Annotated in this window: 15 protein-coding genes, 3 tRNA genes and 1 other annotated feature; of the genes, 13 read left to right on the forward strand and 5 right to left on the reverse strand. The window is 44.1% G+C overall.

Translation table 11 applies throughout. The features are described from left to right. Positions 1–161: 161 nt before the first annotated feature. From jag to rpmH, 5 genes are all read right to left on the reverse strand, one after another. Positions 162–791: an RNA-binding cell elongation regulator Jag/EloR gene (gene jag / locus PHP87_RS03310; RefSeq protein WP_299918406.1), complete on the reverse strand. Its 630-nt coding sequence runs from the start codon at positions 789–791 to the stop codon at positions 162–164. Continuing rightward, a complete protein-coding gene (locus tag PHP87_RS03315; RefSeq protein ID WP_299918430.1) occupies positions 751–1,554 on the reverse strand; it encodes a YidC/Oxa1 family membrane protein insertase in 804 nt (267 codons plus the stop codon). The genes jag and PHP87_RS03315 overlap by 41 nt, the downstream gene beginning before the upstream one ends. Positions 1,555–1,637: 83 nt before the next feature. Then, a complete protein-coding gene (yidD, locus tag PHP87_RS03320) occupies positions 1,638–1,844 on the reverse strand; it encodes a membrane protein insertion efficiency factor YidD (protein WP_299918433.1) in 207 nt (68 codons plus the stop codon). After that, positions 1,816–2,175 (reverse strand): ribonuclease P protein component, encoded by a 360-nt coding sequence (gene rnpA, locus PHP87_RS03325; protein ID WP_299918436.1) that lies wholly within the window; start codon positions 2,173–2,175, stop codon positions 1,816–1,818. The genes yidD and rnpA overlap by 29 nt, the downstream gene beginning before the upstream one ends. A 41-nt stretch (positions 2,176–2,216) precedes the next feature. Further along, the gene (gene rpmH / locus PHP87_RS03330; protein ID WP_366942884.1) at positions 2,217–2,354 is read right to left on the reverse strand and encodes a 50S ribosomal protein L34; all 138 of its coding nucleotides are present in this window, start codon (positions 2,352–2,354) and stop codon (positions 2,217–2,219) included. Between the two features lie 369 nt (positions 2,355–2,723). Between rpmH and dnaA the strand changes: the two genes are divergently transcribed. The 13 genes from dnaA to PHP87_RS03395 all read left to right on the forward strand — a co-directional run bounded on the left by dnaA (position 2,724) and on the right by PHP87_RS03395 (position 17,250). Continuing rightward, a complete protein-coding gene (dnaA, locus tag PHP87_RS03335; protein ID WP_299918442.1) occupies positions 2,724–4,034 on the forward strand; it encodes a chromosomal replication initiator protein DnaA in 1,311 nt (436 codons plus the stop codon). 142 nt (positions 4,035–4,176) lie between these two features. After that, a complete protein-coding gene (gene dnaN / locus PHP87_RS03340; RefSeq protein ID WP_299918446.1) occupies positions 4,177–5,319 on the forward strand; it encodes a DNA polymerase III subunit beta in 1,143 nt (380 codons plus the stop codon). Between the two features lie 19 nt (positions 5,320–5,338). After that, on the forward strand, positions 5,339–6,436 hold the full coding sequence (recF, locus tag PHP87_RS03345; RefSeq protein WP_299918448.1) for a DNA replication/repair protein RecF: 1,098 nt from the start codon (positions 5,339–5,341) through the stop codon (positions 6,434–6,436). Positions 6,437–6,441: 5 nt separating this feature from the next. After that, the gene (remB, locus tag PHP87_RS03350) at positions 6,442–6,681 is read left to right on the forward strand and encodes an extracellular matrix regulator RemB (protein WP_299918450.1); all 240 of its coding nucleotides are present in this window, start codon (positions 6,442–6,444) and stop codon (positions 6,679–6,681) included. Between the two features lie 14 nt (positions 6,682–6,695). Beyond that, positions 6,696–8,603, forward strand: a complete 1,908-nt coding sequence (gene gyrB, locus PHP87_RS03355) for a DNA topoisomerase (ATP-hydrolyzing) subunit B (RefSeq protein WP_299918452.1) — start codon at positions 6,696–6,698, stop codon at positions 8,601–8,603. A 14-nt stretch (positions 8,604–8,617) separates the two neighbouring features. Next, positions 8,618–11,056, forward strand: coding sequence for a DNA gyrase subunit A (gene gyrA, locus PHP87_RS03360; RefSeq protein WP_299918453.1), 2,439 nt, complete (start codon positions 8,618–8,620; stop codon positions 11,054–11,056). 49 nt (positions 11,057–11,105) lie between these two features. Beyond that, a complete protein-coding gene (gene pdxS / locus PHP87_RS03365) occupies positions 11,106–11,990 on the forward strand; it encodes a pyridoxal 5'-phosphate synthase lyase subunit PdxS (RefSeq protein WP_299918455.1) in 885 nt (294 codons plus the stop codon). Positions 11,991–12,065: 75 nt separating this feature from the next. After that, positions 12,066–12,265 (forward strand) — a binding site (T-box leader). 189 nt (positions 12,266–12,454) lie between these two features. Then, the gene (locus PHP87_RS03370) at positions 12,455–13,606 is read left to right on the forward strand and encodes an alanine--glyoxylate aminotransferase family protein (RefSeq protein ID WP_299918456.1); all 1,152 of its coding nucleotides are present in this window, start codon (positions 12,455–12,457) and stop codon (positions 13,604–13,606) included. A gap of 115 nt (positions 13,607–13,721) precedes the next feature. Then, positions 13,722–15,314, forward strand: a complete 1,593-nt coding sequence (serA, locus tag PHP87_RS03375; RefSeq protein ID WP_299918457.1) for a phosphoglycerate dehydrogenase — start codon at positions 13,722–13,724, stop codon at positions 15,312–15,314. Positions 15,315–15,499: 185 nt separating this feature from the next. Then, a complete protein-coding gene (gene serS, locus PHP87_RS03380; RefSeq protein ID WP_299918458.1) occupies positions 15,500–16,783 on the forward strand; it encodes a serine--tRNA ligase in 1,284 nt (427 codons plus the stop codon). Positions 16,784–16,856: 73 nt separating this feature from the next. Next, positions 16,857–16,946 (forward strand) — tRNA-Ser (locus tag PHP87_RS03385). 127 nt (positions 16,947–17,073) lie between these two features. Further along, a tRNA-Ser gene (locus PHP87_RS03390) sits at positions 17,074–17,167 on the forward strand. A 6-nt stretch (positions 17,168–17,173) separates the two neighbouring features. Next, positions 17,174–17,250: transfer RNA gene (locus PHP87_RS03395), tRNA-Arg, on the forward strand. Positions 17,251–17,503: the final 253 nt, after the last annotated feature.

The raw sequence follows: 17,503 nt of genomic DNA on the forward strand, positions 1-17,503 counted from the left end.
GCCGACTTCCTTCAGATTCCTCGTCGCCGAGGACACCCTTGTCTTTGGCTGTACACTTCCCACTATCAGGGCGTGTTAGGGACTTTCACCCGTTAGACTATGCCCATGCAAGGCGAACTAAAAAAGGAGGCCCTCGCCTCGGGCCTCCATCACTGTCTTTTTTATTTCTTCAAAGATATTACCACTTTCCTATTAGGCTCATCTCCCAGCGAAAAAGTAGTTATCTGGGGATCGGCCTGTAGAATGGTATGTACTACTCTTCTTTCCTGGGAACTCATCGGCCTCATGACTACATTTTTTCGGGTTTTCTTAACCTTGTCTGAAAGTCTTAGGGCCAAGGCCTCGAGAGATTCCTCTCTTTTCTTGCGGTAGTCCTCTACATCAAGCAAGACCCGAATTCTTTCCTCACGCTGCCGGTTAATGATTAAGCTGATAATATATTGCACCGCATTTAAAGTTTCGCCTTTCCGTCCAATCAAAAGGCCCATGTCATTGCCTATTATGTTTACTCTAACTCGACCGTCTTCCCATTCCACCCGATTAATCTGATAATCAATTTTCATCCGGCCAAGCAACTCATCTACCACCTGGCGAACTTCTTCTTCCGGTTTCACCATCAGGGAAACCCTTACCACGGCGGGCTTTCTTCCTACCAGGCCAAGTATTCCTTTACTTGCTTCTTCCAGCACTTCAATAGAAACATCGTCAATTTCACATTCTAGTTCATCCAGGGCAGCTTTAATAGCTTCATCAACGTTTTTTCCTTTTTTTTCTACTGTTTGGATTTCCATTAACGTTCTTTCCTCCTTTTTCCCTCCCTGCTACCTTTTCCTCGGCCAAAGTATGCTGACCACTTGATTCCTCCAGTACCTCGTTCGCCATTTCCACCTGAACTCCTGTTTCAGTTGCCAGTTTCACTTTATCACTGCTCCAGTTGATATAAAGCTGCTGCAAAATACCTAAAATATTAAAGGTTACCCAGTATAAAGGTAAGCCTGCCGGCATGGTAGCCGCTATCCAGGCCATAAAAAGTGGCATCACATACAACATGGACTTTTGCGTGGGATCTTTGGTATCAACCATAGATACTCGTTGCTGTATAAAGGTGGTTGCCGCCGCTAGAACCGCTAGAATATACCAGGGGTCAGAACTGCCAATATTAGGAATCCATAAAAATCGAGCATGCTCCTCTACCGCAAACTTGAAGTTGAATAATGACTGGTAAAAAGCAATAAATATCGGCATCTGTATCAAGAGGGGTAAGCATCCTCCCAAGGGATTAACCCCATGTTCTTTATACAGTTCCATTACTTTTAACTGCATGGTTTGCGGGTCTTCTTTATATTTTTCCTGGATATATTTCATCCGGGGTTGAATTTTTTGCATAGCCCGCATGGATTTTAACTGCTTTTGCGTTACCGGAAAAAGAGCCAATTTTATCAATATGGTCATAAAAATAATAGCCAGCCCGTAATTAGCTACGCCCAGGCTATCGGTAATACCATACATAAACTGGATTACACTGGCAAACCACTGAACAAAAGAATGCCACAAAGTTCCTCCTGCCTATCAAATTCAAGTGATGGCAGGTTCCACCTCCTTGCTAGCGAGGCAAATGCTCGCGAGGTAACCTATTATTAAGGTACCGGATCATAGCCACCCGGATTGTACGGGTGACACCTGGCCAGTCTTTTTGCAGTTAACCAGCCTCCTTTGACTATTCCGTATTTCTTTATCGCTTCAATGGAATAGTGAGAACAGGAAGGATAGAAACGACATGAAGCAGGCCTGAAAAAGGTCGCCTTTTGATATATTTTAATTAGTATTATTAGCAGTTTTTGCAAAAAGTCCCGCCTTCTTCATGATGAAAATATAATCTTTTTCTATACCCTCAAAAGAAGTCTTCCCGATACCGGCACGGGCTACCAGAACAATATCATGGTTTTTCCTTACTTGTCCCGGGTATTTGCGCACTATGGCTCGCAACTGTCTTTTTATCCTATTCCTTATTACAGCCATACCTACTTTTTTGTTGGTAATGAAACCAAAACGATTATTCTCCGCGGCATTTTCCAAGTAATACATTATTAAGTATCGCCCCGAAAATCTTTTTCCTTTTTCAAAAACGTTCCGGTATTCTTTACCGGTTCTAATCCTTGTTTTTTTATCCAGCATAAAAACCTTCCCTGGGGAAAATAAAAGGCCGCTTTTACGACCTATGCGGAAATAATCTTTCTTCCCTTTTTCCTCCTGTTGGCCAGAATTTTTCTTCCACCCGCGCTTGCCATCCTGGCTCTAAAACCATGTTCTCGTTTTCTTTGCCGATTCTTCGGCTGAAAGGTTCTCTTCACTATATCCCTTGCCTCCTAACTGGTTAACTGTAACCCTGTCAACAGAGCTCAACTGCATAAATAATATAAATACCCTACTATTATATTGATTAAACCCCTTAAATGTCAAGAATTCAAGGAAGTTTGTGCACTTCAAATTTAATTTTTTTTCTGCTATGATTATACTATATTTGTGCTTTAATCCCAAATAACCTGTAAACGCGCATTAGCATGTGATCGCTATTGATTTTGCCGGAGTAAGTTTATTCTAATATATCTATGCAAGCAAAATAATAATTATGACTTTTCGCAGTGGAATCAAGAGAGACTTTGTTTTTTCCACAGCCTGTGTAATTCTTTATTTGCTTTTCCACAACAAAGCGGAGGTTAAGTATGTCTAATTATAAAGAATATTCTCTTGTCTGGAATGAAGTTTTGGATTATATGTATAAAGAGATCGGCTCAACCAGCTTTGAAATCTGGTTTTCTCGGGTAAAATTCTCCTCCTTTAAAAACAATAGCTTTTGCATAATCGTCCCTGATTCTCTGAGCAAAGAGTGGATTGAATCACGCTATATGGACATAATGCAAAACAAATTGCGCAGTTTAATCGATCAAAGTGTGACTCTGAGCATTACTTCGGAAATTATCTCTGGTAAAAAAGAGCCTGTATCCGCTTTAAATCCAAAATATACTTTTGACACTTTTGTTGTGGGAAACAGTAATCGCTTTGCTCATGCTGCTTGTTATGCCGTAGGTGAATCTCCTTTTAAATCCTATAATCCTCTTTTTATCTATGGGGGGGTAGGCCTGGGTAAAACTCATTTAATGCAAGCCATCGGTCATCACATTCTTTCTAGAAGATCCACTTATCAGGTTATGTATGTCTCCTCCGAACAATTTACCAATGACCTGATAAGTTCCATCAAAGACGATACTACTTCTTCATTTAGAAATAAATACCGCAGTATTGATGTTTTGCTCGTTGATGATATTCAATTCCTGGCGGGGAAGGAGCGAACTCAGGAAGAATTCTTTCACACTTTTAATACCCTCCACGAATCAAATAAACAGGTAGTTATCTCCAGTGATCGGCCACCCCGGAATATTCCTACACTGGAAGACCGTTTGCGCTCGCGCTTTGAATGGGGTTTAATTACTGATATTCAACCACCTGATCTGGAAACAAGAATCGCGATATTAAGAAAAAAAGCCCAGGTAGAAAACCTTAATATCCCCTATTCCATACTGGACTACATAGCCAATTATATAGATTCGAACATCAGGGAACTGGAGGGGGCACTTATTCGCCTGGTGGCCTTTGCTACTATTAATAATAAACCTCTGGACATGAATACTGCGGCTGAAGCATTGAAGGATATTCTGCCTCCTCCTAGACCCCGAAAAATTACTATAGAAACTATTCAAAAAACGGTAGCCGCACATTATAATTTGGAAATTAACGAAATTATTTCAAAAAAAAGAAATAAACCACTGGTCTACCCCCGCCATATAGCCATGTATCTTTGTCGTAAACTGACCGATGCTTCCTTTCCACAGATTGGAGAGCAATTTGGCGGAAGAGACCATACCACGGTTATGCATGCCAATGAAAAATTAACCAATGAATTATTATCTGACCGTGAACTGGCCGCCGAAATAGAAGTATTGTGCAAAAAAATCGACCCTAACCATATTATTTAAAAATTATCAACAAGCTTATCAACCGCAAGATATCCCTTGTTTTAAGGGTTTGAGACGCTTATCCACAATTTTCAAGCCCCTACTACTATTACTACTAAATTGTTAATAAAAAAAAGAAAAAGAGGACGATGGAGGTTTTTGTATGAAACTAACTATTGAGAAGAGAGATTTACTTGCTATCACCAGTCTAGTCTATAGAGCTGCTTCCAGTAAAAATGCTATACCAGTTTTGTCAGGACTCCTCCTGGAGACAGATCCAGATACTGGTTTAACTATGACCGCAACCGATATGGAGATAGGAGTAAAGGCTAGCACTGCTAAAAGCGAAGTTATTGAAAAAGGCAGTGTTTTGGTCAATGCTCATTATTTTTTTGATTTTGTCAAGTTGTTGCCTGAAGCGCAAATTTTTATTGGATTAAACCAGGAAACATCTAGATTAGATATTAATTACGGGCGTTCAACAGGTTTCATTAATACCTATAGAGACTATGAATATCCAGAACTTCCCTTAAAAAAAATTAAACCCTGTTTTTCCATAAGCCAGGAAATATTAAAAGATGCTCTTAAGAAGACAGTATTTGCCGCTGCCAACACCCATTTTCGTCAGGTCTTTACGGGAGTTTTGTTCGATTTAAAGGAAGGAGGCCAATTAAATATAGTGGCTTCTGATACCCACCGCTTGGCCCGTTATTTTTGTACTATCCAGCCAACGGCTCCAGAACCCTTAAGTTTTATTATTCCGGCCCGAACAGCTACTGAAGTTCTCCGATTATTAGATGACAGCCCGGAAGAGATAAATATAGGTTTAAGTGATAATAATGTGAGTTTTTATCGCAACAATGTTTTGTTGCTATCACGGCTTATAGAAGGACAATACCCCAATTATGAGCAGGTAATACCCCGCTCTTTTAGCTACAAAGTAAAGCTGGATACGCAGATTTTGGCTGATACTCTGGAAAGAGCTCGGGTCATGCCTTCGGATGATAAATTAAAAATACAGTATACCCGCTTTAAGTTCGAAGAAAATGAGGTGGAGGTAAATACTTTTTCGGAAATAATGGGGGAAATTGCTGAAGTTATAGAGATTAGTAATGCAAGTGAAGGCGAAGGGGGATTAAATATTGCTTTTAATACCAATTACTTTCTTGATGTGGTAAAAATTCTAGATGGGGAAGCCAGGGAACTAGTAATAAATCTATCCAGTTTATTAGGACCAGCCATGATTGAAAATCCGCAAAAAGACAACTATCTTTATGTATTGGTACCTTTACGAACAAGTAACTAAAATGAAAGAAAGATAGATATTGAAAATTAAGAATTTTCAAATTAGAGATTTTCGTAATTTAAAAAAGATTGAATACCACCCTTCGCCCGGCCTAAATATTTTTTATGGAGATAATGCCCAGGGTAAGACTAATATTTTGGAAGCATTATTCTATTTGTCAACGGGGATTTCTTTCCGTACGAACAAAGAAAAAACTTTAATTAGATATGAGGCCCCAAGCTTTCAGATTCATGCACGCTATAATCACCAGGATAGAATTATTGATTCTAGTATTAATTATGGTCAGGAAGCTAAGATTTTTAGAATCAATAAGAAAAGAGCTAGCTATAATCATCCTGACCGTTTGAGAGTAATTCTTTTTTCTCCAGATGATCTCTATTTAGTTAAAGGAGCGCCTAATAAGCGCCGTTTTTTTATAGATTTCCTCCTGGGACAGATATCTAACGAATATTTATTTAACTTAGATAATTATAGAAAATCTCTAAAAAAAAGGAATTTATTATTAAAAAAAGAAGAAGCTAATGGTAGAAGTTTTGCTATAATTAATGATATTTTTATTGAGTATGCAGCCAAATTGCTAATATCAAGATTAAATCTGATCAATGTTCTAGATGAAGCCATACAGGATATTTACCCACAGATAAACGATGATGATGGGCTATTAAAAATACGATATGCCCTTTCATTTCCTGTTGATAGTGGTAAAATTAATCTGGATATACTCCAGGACAGCTTAAAGAAACAAATCGAAAATGAAGCGGAAAAGGAAAGGAAAAGAAAAACCACTCTGCTGGGTCCACATCTGGATGATGTGCATATTTATCTAAACGAACAGATGGCCCGCTTATTTGCCTCCCAAGGCCAGCAAAGAAATATAGTTATTTGTTTGAAACTGGCAGAAATAATGACTTTTCAAAAGATAAAAGGCAATTTTCCCATATTCCTGCTGGATGAGGTACTGGCCGAACTGGATGATGCTAGAAGCAATAAACTATTGAATTTTTTGGACCAGTCCTCTTTTCAGAGTTTCCTTACATCGGTAAAAATGGAGAATACAGATGCTTTGTCCGTCTCGATTTCAATGGTTAAGGATGGCTGTTTACTTGGAAAGGAGTAGTTTTTGTGTATGTTCACCTGGGAAACAACTACATCATATCTTTTAGCGATATAATCGCTATTTTAAACATTGAACCCCCCATTTCCCATGATCTTAAGGATGTTATTGATATGGCCAGGATTGAGAGATCTCTGGTTAATATCAGCGAAAAAGGAAAAGAGAAGGCATTGGTTATCTGTAATAATAAATTATACCTGTCGCCAATATCTTCAAATACCTTATACAAACGGGCTGCAAACCGTTAAGGGGAGGGCATAAGTTGATAGAAAAAGAAAGGGAATACAATGCCTCTGATATCCAGATATTAGAAGGATTGGAGGCAGTACGCAAAAGACCGGGGATGTATATTGGTTCAACCGGTGCCAAGGGTTTACATCACCTGGTTTTTGAAATAGTGGACAATAGTATAGACGAGGCCGTAGCCGGATTCTGTAAAAAGATAGAAGTAACTATTAACCAGGATAATAGTGTTACGGTTTGTGATTATGGCCGCGGTATACCGGTGGATATTCACCCAGTAATGGGAATTCCCGCCCTGGAAGTTATTTTAACTACTCTTCATTCCGGGGGGAAGTTCGGGGGGAGCGGTTATAATATTTCCGGAGGCTTGCATGGAGTAGGATTGTCCGTGGTAAATGCCCTGTCACAGCGAATGGAAGTTCATATAAAAAGAGACGGGCATATATACCAGCAGGATTATGAACGGGGAACCCCGGTGAGTGAAATAAGGATAGTAGGAGAAAGCAAAGAAACCGGGACAAGTATTCGCTTTTTCGCGGATGAAGAAATCTTTGAAGAAATTGTTTATGAAAGAGAAATATTGCTGCAAAGACTGCGGGAGTTATCTTTTCTCAACCGAAATTTAAAAATATCCCTCAGCGATAAAAGGGAAGAAGAGGAATTTTACCAGGAATTTCAATATTCCGAGGGTTTGAAGGACTTTGTGGCTTATATAAACAAGAATAAAGAGGTTGTTAATGAGCAGCCCATATATTTTGAGAAAAAAAAAGGCGATGTTATCGTCCAGGTAGCCATTCAATACAACAACAGCTACAGTGAAAACCTCTATTCTTTTGCCAACAATATCCGAACGCAAGAGGGCGGTACTCATGAAATAGGCTTTAAAAACGGATTGACCCGGGTGATTAATGACTATGCCAAGAGAAATAATATTCTGAAAGAAAATGACAATAATCTCTCCGGTGAGGATATCCGGGAGGGAATAGCGGCGATTATATCGGTGCTGGTAAAAGACCCCCAGTTTGAGGGACAGACTAAAACCAAGCTGGGCAATACCTATATCCGGGGAATAGTAGAGAGTATTTTGTTTGAACAAGTGGAAGATTTCCTGAATGAAAATCCGCCAGTAGCCCGTAAATTACTGGATAAGGCCATTTCCGCCCGTCGGGCTCGGGAAGCAGCTAAAAAAGCCCGGGAACTCACCCGACGGAAAAACGCCCTGGAATCGACCGCCTTGCCCGGAAAACTGGCCGATTGCAGTAATAAAGACCCGGCCGAATCAGAGTTGTTCATCGTGGAGGGAGACTCGGCCGGAGGTTCGGCTAAACAAGGAAGGGATCGCAACTACCAGGCCATATTGCCCTTGCGGGGAAAAATACTGAATGTGGAAAAGGCGCGCTTGGACCGGGTACTATCCAGTGAAGAAATCAGAAACATCATTACCGCTATGGGTACCGGAATAGGCGAAGATTTTGATATCAAAAAAGCTCGCTATCACAAGCTTTTTATCATGACCGATGCTGATGTTGACGGGTCCCATATTCGGGTTCTGCTGCTTACCTTCTTCTATCGATATATGAAAGAGCTTATAGAAAATGGATACCTGTATATAGCTCAACCACCCCTCTATGGTTTGAAAAGAGGAAAGGAAATCAAATATTTTTATGAGGATGCTGATCTGAATGACTTTCTCAGCCAAACAGAACAAAAGTGGTCTATTCAGAGATACAAGGGTCTGGGGGAAATGGATCCGGAACAACTGTGGACTACCACCATGGACGCAGAAACCCGAACGGTATTGCAAGTTACGGTTGAAGACGCCATAAAAGCAAATGATATATTATCGGCCTTGATGGGGGACAATGTGGAACCACGGCGTGAATTTATTGAGAGCAACGCCAGGTATGCCGCTAATCTGGATATTTAGGAGGAAGACAGAAATTGGCACAGGATAGTCTGTTTGGTAAAGTAATACCCATAGATATTGAAAAGGAAGTAAAGAAATCCTTTCTGGAATACTCCATGAGCGTCATAGTATCCCGGGCCTTGCCAGACGTACGCGATGGGCTAAAACCAGTGCATCGCCGGATTTTGTATGCTTTGCATGAACAGGGTATGACCCATGATAAACCGCATAAAAAATCCGCCAATATCGTGGGAGAGGTAATGGGTAAATATCATCCCCATGGGGATTCGGCTATTTACCAGACCATGGTCAAACTGGCCCAGAAATTTGCCATGCGCTACCCGCTGGTTGATGGACATGGGAACTTTGGTTCCATTGACGGAGATGCTGCGGCGGCCATGAGGTATACGGAATCCAGAATGGCCCGGATAGCGGCGGAACTACTTAAGGATATTGACAAGGACACCGTAGACTGGCGGGCCAATTATGATGACAGCCGGGAAGAACCGCAGGTGCTGCCGGCCCGGATACCCAATCTTTTGATCAACGGTTCCGCTGGGATAGCTGTAGGCATGGCCACCAATATACCTCCGCATAATTTGCGGGAAGTAATAACGGGAATTAAAGAATATATTGATAATCCGGAGATCACTATTGACGAGCTAATGCTAAGCATTCCCGGCCCAGATTTTCCCACCGGGGGAATTTTGGCGGCCCGCGGTATCAGACAAGCTTATGAGACCGGCCGTGCAACCATAAGAACCAGAGCTCGTTACGAAATCGAAGAAAAAAGGGGCGGCAAGTGTGCTATTGTGGTTAACGAGATACCCTATCAGGTTAATAAAGCCCGCCTAGTCGAAAAGATTGCGGGATTGGTACGGGACAAGAAGGTAGAAGGCATTGTCGACCTCAGGGACGAATCCGACCGTAAAGGAATCCGGATAGTTATAGAATTACGCAAAGATGTGAATGTCAATGTGGTCTTGAACAAGCTCTTCCGGCATACCCAGATGGAAGACAGTTTCGGCATCATCATGCTGAGCCTGGTTAACGGAGAACCCCGGATACTGAACCTGAAGGAAATGATACAATATTATGTTCAACACCGGCAGGAAGTCATTAAGCGAAGAACAGCCTATGAACTCAAGCTGGCCAGGAACCGCAAACATATTTTGGAAGGCTTGAAAATAGCCCTGGACAACCTGGATGAGATCATAGAGCTGATAAGGAACTCACGCGACCGTGAAACCGCCAGAGGCGGCTTGCAGAGTCGCTTTGGCTTGAGCGAAATACAGGCCAATGCCATACTGGATATGCGCTTAGCCCAACTGACCGGATTGGAAAGAAGCAAAGTAGAAAACGAATATGAGGAAGTGCTGCTGAAAATCGCCGACTTTGAAGATATTCTGGCCCGCCCGGAAAGAGTTCTGGCCATAATAAAAGAAGACCTGGATGAGATTGAAAAAAGGTATGGCGACAAGAGACGGACGGAGATAAGCCAGGAAGAAAACACCTATGCCGAAGAAGATTTTATCGAGGATCATGAAGTGGTTATAACCCTCAGCAATCGGGGCTATGTCAAACGACAGCCGCTGGACACTTATCGGTCCCAGAAAAGGGGAGGGAAAGGTGTAAGTGCCACTACTATCAGAGCTGAGGATTTTGCCAATGATGTGCTGGTTACTTCAGCCCTGGCTACCTTGCTTTTCTTCACCAACCAGGGCCGGGTTTTCACCACCAGAGCCTTTCAGATACCTGAATCCTCGCGACAGGCCAAGGGAATGCCCCTGGTGAATTTTTTGGAATTGCGTCCCGGGGAAAAGGTGAGCACTATAGTGGGGGCCAGGGACTTTAATGTCGATCATCGCCTGCTGATGGTAACCCGAAAAGGAATAATAAAGAAAACCGCCTTGAAGGCTTTCGAAAATGTAAGGAGAACCGGAATGATAGCGGTTAACCTTCGTGAGGGCGATGAACTGGTGGGAGTCATACGGGTAAAGACCGGGAGCAAAGTAATGATAGCAAATTCCCGGGGGATATCAATCATGTTTGATGAAAAGCAGGTGCGAACCATGGGTAGGACCGCCGCCGGGGTTAAAGCCATAAGGCTTGCGAAAGATGATTATGTGGTGGGGCTGGATCGCTATCGGGAAGATGCCGATGTCTTGCTGGTAACCGAGAAGGGCTATGGCAAGAGAACGGCCTTAAGCGAATTCAGGCTGCAGAATCGAGGAGGGAAAGGCTTAAAAGCCATTGAAATAACTAGGAAAAATGGCAAGTTAGTAGCCTTCAAAATCGTATCGAAGGAGGATGAGCTGGTTATTCTAACGAGTGAAGGCAACATTATCCGCCTGGAAGTAGACGATATTTCGCAACAGAAACGCTATTCCCGAGGGGTATTATTGATGAGGTTGCCGGAAGAAGACCGTATTGTAGGCGTGGCTCGTTTTAGGATTGAAAAAGAAGAGGACTAGAGAGGGAATAAAAGACCCCTAATCCCCAGAATTAAGGGAGGGAAAAAAGATGGAAGAAAAAGGAATTTTCAAAGCAAAATCCGGCCTGGCCCAGATGCTAAAGGGTGGCGTCATAATGGATGTCACTACTCCCGAGCAGGCCAAAATAGCAGAAGAAGCTGGAGCCTGTGCGGTGATGGCATTGGAAAGGGTTCCGGCGGATATAAGAGCGGCCGGAGGTATTGCCCGTATGGCTGACCCCAGTGTGATTCTTCGCATTATGGAGAAAGTCACTATTCCTGTAATGGCTAAATGCCGGATAGGGCATTTTGTTGAGGCCCAGATTCTGGAGTCCCTGGGAATTGATTATATCGATGAAAGCGAAGTTCTAACCCCGGCTGATGATAAACACCATGTAAATAAGCACACTTTTAAAGTACCTTTTGTTTGTGGAGCCCGCAATCTGGGCGAAGCCCTTCGCCGTATTGGTGAAGGAGCGGCCATGATTAGAACCAAAGGAGAACCAGGCACCGGGAATGTAATTGAAGCGGTTCGGCATATCAGACAGGTCAATGACCAGATTAGATGGGTCAGCAGCCTGCCCGCAGAAGAACTAATGGCCGCAGCTAAAGAGCTGGAAGCACCATATGAATTACTGCAGGAGGTAGTGCGGTTAAAAGGGCTGCCGGTAGTAAATTTTGCCGCAGGGGGTATAGCCACTCCGGCGGATGCAGCTATGATGATGCAACTGGGTTGTGATGGAATATTCGTAGGCTCCGGCATATTCAAATCCGGCGATCCCATGAAGAGAGCTCGGGCCATAGTAACCGCCACCACCCATTACCAGGATCCGGCAGTTTTAGCAGAAGTATCCCGGGATTTGGGTGAAGCTATGGTAGGAATAGATATCAGCACCATAAGGCCAGAGGAGAGAATGCAGGAACGCGGCTGGTAATCGGGTGGGAGCTTTTAAAAATCACTTGCAAAAGCTCCGGGGCTGTAATATAATCAATGCCAAACCTTAATAGCAAAACTGTTGATGAAAGGAAAAAGTAGGAACTGTAAACTGGTAAAGAGAGCTGGTGGAAGCTGCGAACCAGCCCGGTGCAGTTTTGAATCCAACCTGGAAACAGATCTAAAGAATAAGCGGTGGTTCCGTTATAACCTTCAAGTGGGTGTTGAGAACACCAACAAGGGTGGCAACGCGGGAAAATACCTCTCGTCCCTATGGGGCGAGGGGTTTTTTGCATAATGTATACACGAGTTACAAGGGGGAAAAGTTATAGCAGGCATCAAAATGGTTTCATAATAGAAATGTGATTCCACTGCAAAAAGTTATACATATGCATTAGCTTGCATAAAAAGGGGTTTTGCAGCAGAGTCAAATGTAGTTTCAATATTAAGGAGGCTATTACAGGAATGATAGGTGAACAATATTTGCTCTTACCCGGGCCTACACCCGTTCCCGAAAGAGTTGTCCGTGCTATGAGCCGACCCATGGTCAATCATCGTGGAAGTGAGTTTAAGGAAATTTTAATTAATGTAACAGACGGAATCAAACAAGTCTACCATACCCAGCATCAGGTTTTAATCTACCCGGCATCCGGTACGGGTGCGCTGGAAGCGGCGGTAGTTAATTTTATATCTCCCGGAGATAAAGTGCTGGCAGTCTCCATCGGCGTTTTCGGGGATCGCTTTGCCACTATTGCTCGGGAATTTGGTGCCCAGGTAGAGAAGCTGGACTTTCCCTGGGGAGAGCCCGCCGATCCCCAGGTGGTTAAAGAAAGGCTGGAGCAGGATAAAAAGCAGGAAATAAAGGCGGTATTGATTACCCACAATGAGACTTCCACCGGGGTATTCAATGATTTAGCCGCCATCAGAGCTGCTGTAGGCGAACACCCCGCCCTTTTTATGGTTGACGCCGTAAGCGGGTTAGCGGCCGTGGCGTTCAAAATGGATGAATGGAAACTGGACGTGGTTGCCAGTGGTTCCCAAAAAGCCTTTATGATTCCACCGGGATTGAGTTTCCTGGCCTTTAACGACCGGGCTTTAAGAGTACATAAGGAAAATAAAAACCACAAATATTATTGGGATGTCTCTTCCGGCCTTAAATACCTGGAAAAAGGCCAGACCCCTTATACACCAGCCATCTCACTATTCTATGGTCTGGAAGAAGCCCTGAAAATGATGCAGGAAGAAGGATTGGATAATATTCTTTTAAGACAGCTGAATTACCGGGAGATGGTTCGGGCAGCCTTAAAGGAAATGGGATTAAAACTGCTGGCGGCAGATGATAATGCCTCCCCCGCCCTGACTTCGGTAATAGCACCTCAGGGAATAGGGGGCAATAAAATCCGCCAATATATGAGGGAAAGATTTAATATAATCCTGGCCGGCGGGCAGCAGAGGCTGGATGATGTCATCTTCAGGATAGGCCATCTGGGTTATGTCCGGGAACTGGATCTCTTATCAGTGTTGGTAGCCCTGGAGATAACCCTGCTCAAGTCCGGTTACCCGATCGAACTGGGTAAGGGTATCAAAAAGGCTCAGGAGTACATTTCTGCCACTTAATGCTTTTGCGGGCAGGAGTGAAGTGTTACTTTGACAAGCCGAATAAGCGACAACCAAGGGTAAACTCGGTCAAAGGAAGCATTTCTGGCGCCAAACAACAGAAGGAGGAAGAAACATGGAAAGAAAAAAGGTTATAGTCAGTGAGCGCATAGCCGATGAAGGCATTGAACTGCTAAAGAGCGAATTGGCGGTAGATTACCGGGACGGGATTTCCCGGGAAGACCTACTGGAGATTATTGAGCACTATGATGCCTTGATAGTAAGAAGCGTCACCCAGGTTGACGAAGAATTGATCAGCCGGGGTAAACGACTCAAGATAGTTGGTCGTGCAGGCAATGGAATAGACAACATTGATGTAGATGTTTGTACCCGTTATGGAGTGATAGTAGCCAATACTCCGGATAGCAACACCATTTCTGCGGCTGAACAAACCATAAGCCTTTTGTTATCCTCCATTCGCAATACCGCCTGGGCCAGCGAGTATCTGAAAGGGGGAACCTGGGATCGCAAACCCTTCCGGGGAGTGGAACTCTATGGCAAAACTGTTGGCATTGTCGGCCTGGGAAGGATAGGCTCCATGGTAGCTACCCGCTTAAAGGCCTTTAACATGAGAGTTATTGCCTATGATCCGTATATATCCGATGAACGCTTTGCCCGCTTTGGGGCGGAAAAGAAGGAGAGCCTGGAAGAACTGGCCAAAGAGGCCGATTTCATTACCGTGCATACCCCTAGAAACGAAGAAACCATGCATATGATTGATGAACGAATACTTAGCCTGGCCAAAGAGGGCGTCCGGGTAGTTAACTGTGCCCGGGGGGGCATTATCAAGGAAGCAGCGCTATTAAAAGGACTGGAGTCCAAAAAGGTATTAAGTGCCGGGTTGGATGTTTTTGAGAAAGAACCAGCCGTTGACAACCCCTTGTTCAATTTAAAGAATGTGGTAGTAACGCCGCATTTGGGAGCGGACACTTTTGAAGCTCAGAAACGGGTGGGGGAAAACATTGCCGAGCAGGTCATTAAAGCTCTGAGAGGCGAAATTGTACCCAACCTGGTAAACTTACCGGCTATGCTGAAAGACGAGCTGGAATACCTGAAGCCCTATATTACCCTGGCGGAAAAGCTGGGCAATATCTATTACCAGATGGAAAAGGCAGCGGTCAGCCGGGTGGAGTTAACCTATAGTGGCCCCATCAGCAGCAATGAGACCGAAATTTTAACGGTAGCTTTCCTCAAAGGCTTGCTGGAGCCGGTCTTGGGGGATAAGGTCAGCTATGTTAACGCCCGTCTAATGTCAGAAGACCGGGGAATCAAGGTTTTTGACCATAAGGAAGAACAGAGTCCCAAAAGATATAAAAACCTTATCACGGCCAGGGTATTTGATCACGAGCATGAATTGACCTTGGAAGGAACCCTTTCCCGAGCGCGATTTCCTCTCCTGGTTGAAATCAACGGCTATGAAACCGAAAGCAACCTGGAAGGATATCTGCTGGTGGTGGAAAATGAGGATAGACCTCGAGTAATCGGTCCTTTTGCCACGGCATTGGGAGATGAAGGAATAAATATCGCCGGGATGAAGGTGGCACGCAAGACCAAAGGGGAAAAGGCCATAATGATAATCAACGTGGATAATAAAGTGGAAGAACCGGTTCTGGAGAAATTGAGCCGGTTGGATGGAATGGTAGGAAAACCCATACTGCTGCAGTTGTAGCAAAAGAAGTGAGGAGTAAGGGGTTAATATACTAAACAGATCTTACCGTTCAAGCACAAGCGAAATCACTTTTCAGCGGTGGTCTTATCCTCGGGACATGGGAGCTTGGCCAGGAAGAAGCCTGCTCCCAGGATGTTTTTGATTTTACTCTAAGAGGATTAATTTCCCTGAAGGAGGGGAGCATTATGTTGGATGCCAAGCTTATTAGAGCCAATGCAGCTCTGGTAGAACAGCGACTGGAAAAGAGGAATCTTACAGGCGTACTAAAGCCGTTCCTATTGCTGGATGAAGAGCGGAGGAAGATTCTGGTTCAGGTGGAAGAGCGCAAGAATTTCCGCAACAATTCATCCCAGCATATAGGAAAAATGAAAAAGCAGGGACTAAACCCTTCCGACTTGATGGAAGAGGTTCGGCAGGCCGGACAGCAGATTAAAGTGTTGGATGAAGAACTTGCCCGGGTGGAAAAAGAGATAGAAAAGATTCTGCTGAATATTCCCAACCTTCCCCATGAATCGGTTCCGCTGGGTGAAGATGAGAAAAGCAACCAGGAAGTCCGGCGCTGGGGAGAACCTCGGCAATTTGACTTCGAGCCCAAAGCCCACTGGGATATTGGGCCGGAGCTGGACATATTGGACTTTGAAAGGGCCGCCAAATTATCCGGGGCTCGCTTTACCGTTTACAAGGGAGCCGGCGCCCGTCTGGAAAGAGCCATTATAAACTTTTTCTTGGACATTCATTGCGGACAGCATGGTTACCGGGAGATTCTTCCTCCCTTTATGGTTGTCGCCGATTGCATGGTAGGAACCGGGCAGTTGCCCAAATTTGCCGAAGATATGTTTAAGCTGGAAGGCAAGGATATGTATCTGATCCCTACGGCCGAGGTTCCCCTGACCAATCTCTATCGGGAGGAAATACTGGAAATCAAAGACCTGCCGCTTTATTTAACCGCCTACACCCCTTGTTTTCGAGCGGAAGCCGGCTCTCATGGTCGGGATACCCGGGGAGTAATACGGCAGCATCAGTTTAATAAAGTGGAACTGGTAAAACTATGTGAACCCCAGAATTCTTATGAAGAACTGGAAAAACTGACGCAGGATGCCGAGAGAGTGCTGCAGCTGCTAGGGCTTCCCTACCGGGTGGTAGTATTAAGCACCGGGGACATGGGCTTCTCCTCTGCCAAAACTTATGATATTGAGGTATGGATGCCTGGTTATCAGGACTACCGGGAGATATCCTCCTGTTCCAATTGTGAAGATTTTCAAGCACGGCGTGCTAATATCCGCTATCGCCCTGATCCCAAGGCCAAGTTACAGTATGTCCATACCCTCAATGGCTCCGGGGTAGCCATTGGCAGAACCGTTGCCGCTATTCTGGAGAACTACCAACAAGCCGATGGCTCGGTAGTAATCCCCGAGGTATTGAGGCCATATATGGGCGGATTGGAAAAGATAAACCGGCCCGAAGCTTAAGCCCCCGGCTTTATTGACAAGAAGAAAAGCCTGTGCTATACTTTCCTTTGCATTGCAGATGCAACCGCTATGTGGAGGGGTGTCCGAGCGGTTGAAGGAGGCGGTCTTGAAAACCGTTGAACCTTTACGGGTTCCGTGGGTTCGAATCCCACCTCCTCCGCCATTTAAGTAAATTGACTGTAACCTGGTAAAATAAATCAGCTTTTGACTGCATGATTTTTGACCGGTCAGGCAAATATCATGAAAAAATTAAACAAACTGTGCCCAAATTAATAAATTAGATTTTATGTGGAGAGATGGCCGAGATGGCTGAAGGCGCTCGCCTGCTAAGCGAGTAGACGGCTAATAACTGTCTCGAGGGTTCGAATCCCTCTCTCTCCGCCATGAAATGCGCCCGTAGCTCAGCTGGATAGAGTAACAGACTACGAATCTGGAGGTCGCAGGTTCGAATCCTGCCGGGCGCGCCATTTATAGCCTGCAAAGCCTGAAATTTCGGGCTTTTTCTGTTGTGAGGGAAGGTATTTTGGGCCGGACTGGGTAATTAAGAATTCCTTAGTTTCGGGATTTATCTCTAAGGTGGGTAGCAGGAGGATAGCAAGAATATCAGGCTATAACATTCGCCCTTCTGTGCTTAAGATATATGAAAAAGGCCAGTATGTAAGAACGGTACAAAGGGAGGCAGATAAGTTCTGTTTCCCTTTGTCATGCATGTCAAAGGGA

The organism is Syntrophomonas sp. (assembly GCF_028707975.1).
Classification (GTDB): domain Bacteria; phylum Bacillota; class Syntrophomonadia; order Syntrophomonadales; family Syntrophomonadaceae; genus Syntrophomonas.

What these genes read in the sequence shown, in the direction of transcription:
- jag (WP_299918406.1), bottom strand. Translation starts at nt 791, where the DNA reads ATGGAAATCCAAACAGTAGAAAAAAAAGGAAAAAACGTTGATGAAGCT.
- rnpA (WP_299918436.1), bottom strand. Translation starts at nt 2,175, where the DNA reads ATGCTGGATAAAAAAACAAGGATTAGAACCGGTAAAGAATACCGGAAC.
- dnaA (WP_299918442.1), top strand. Translation starts at nt 2,724, where the DNA reads ATGTCTAATTATAAAGAATATTCTCTTGTCTGGAATGAAGTTTTGGAT.
- dnaN (WP_299918446.1), top strand. Translation starts at nt 4,177, where the DNA reads ATGAAACTAACTATTGAGAAGAGAGATTTACTTGCTATCACCAGTCTA.
- pdxS (WP_299918455.1), top strand. Translation starts at nt 11,106, where the DNA reads ATGGAAGAAAAAGGAATTTTCAAAGCAAAATCCGGCCTGGCCCAGATG.
- PHP87_RS03370 (WP_299918456.1), top strand. Translation starts at nt 12,455, where the DNA reads ATGATAGGTGAACAATATTTGCTCTTACCCGGGCCTACACCCGTTCCC.
- serA (WP_299918457.1), top strand. Translation starts at nt 13,722, where the DNA reads ATGGAAAGAAAAAAGGTTATAGTCAGTGAGCGCATAGCCGATGAAGGC.
- serS (WP_299918458.1), top strand. Translation starts at nt 15,500, where the DNA reads ATGTTGGATGCCAAGCTTATTAGAGCCAATGCAGCTCTGGTAGAACAG.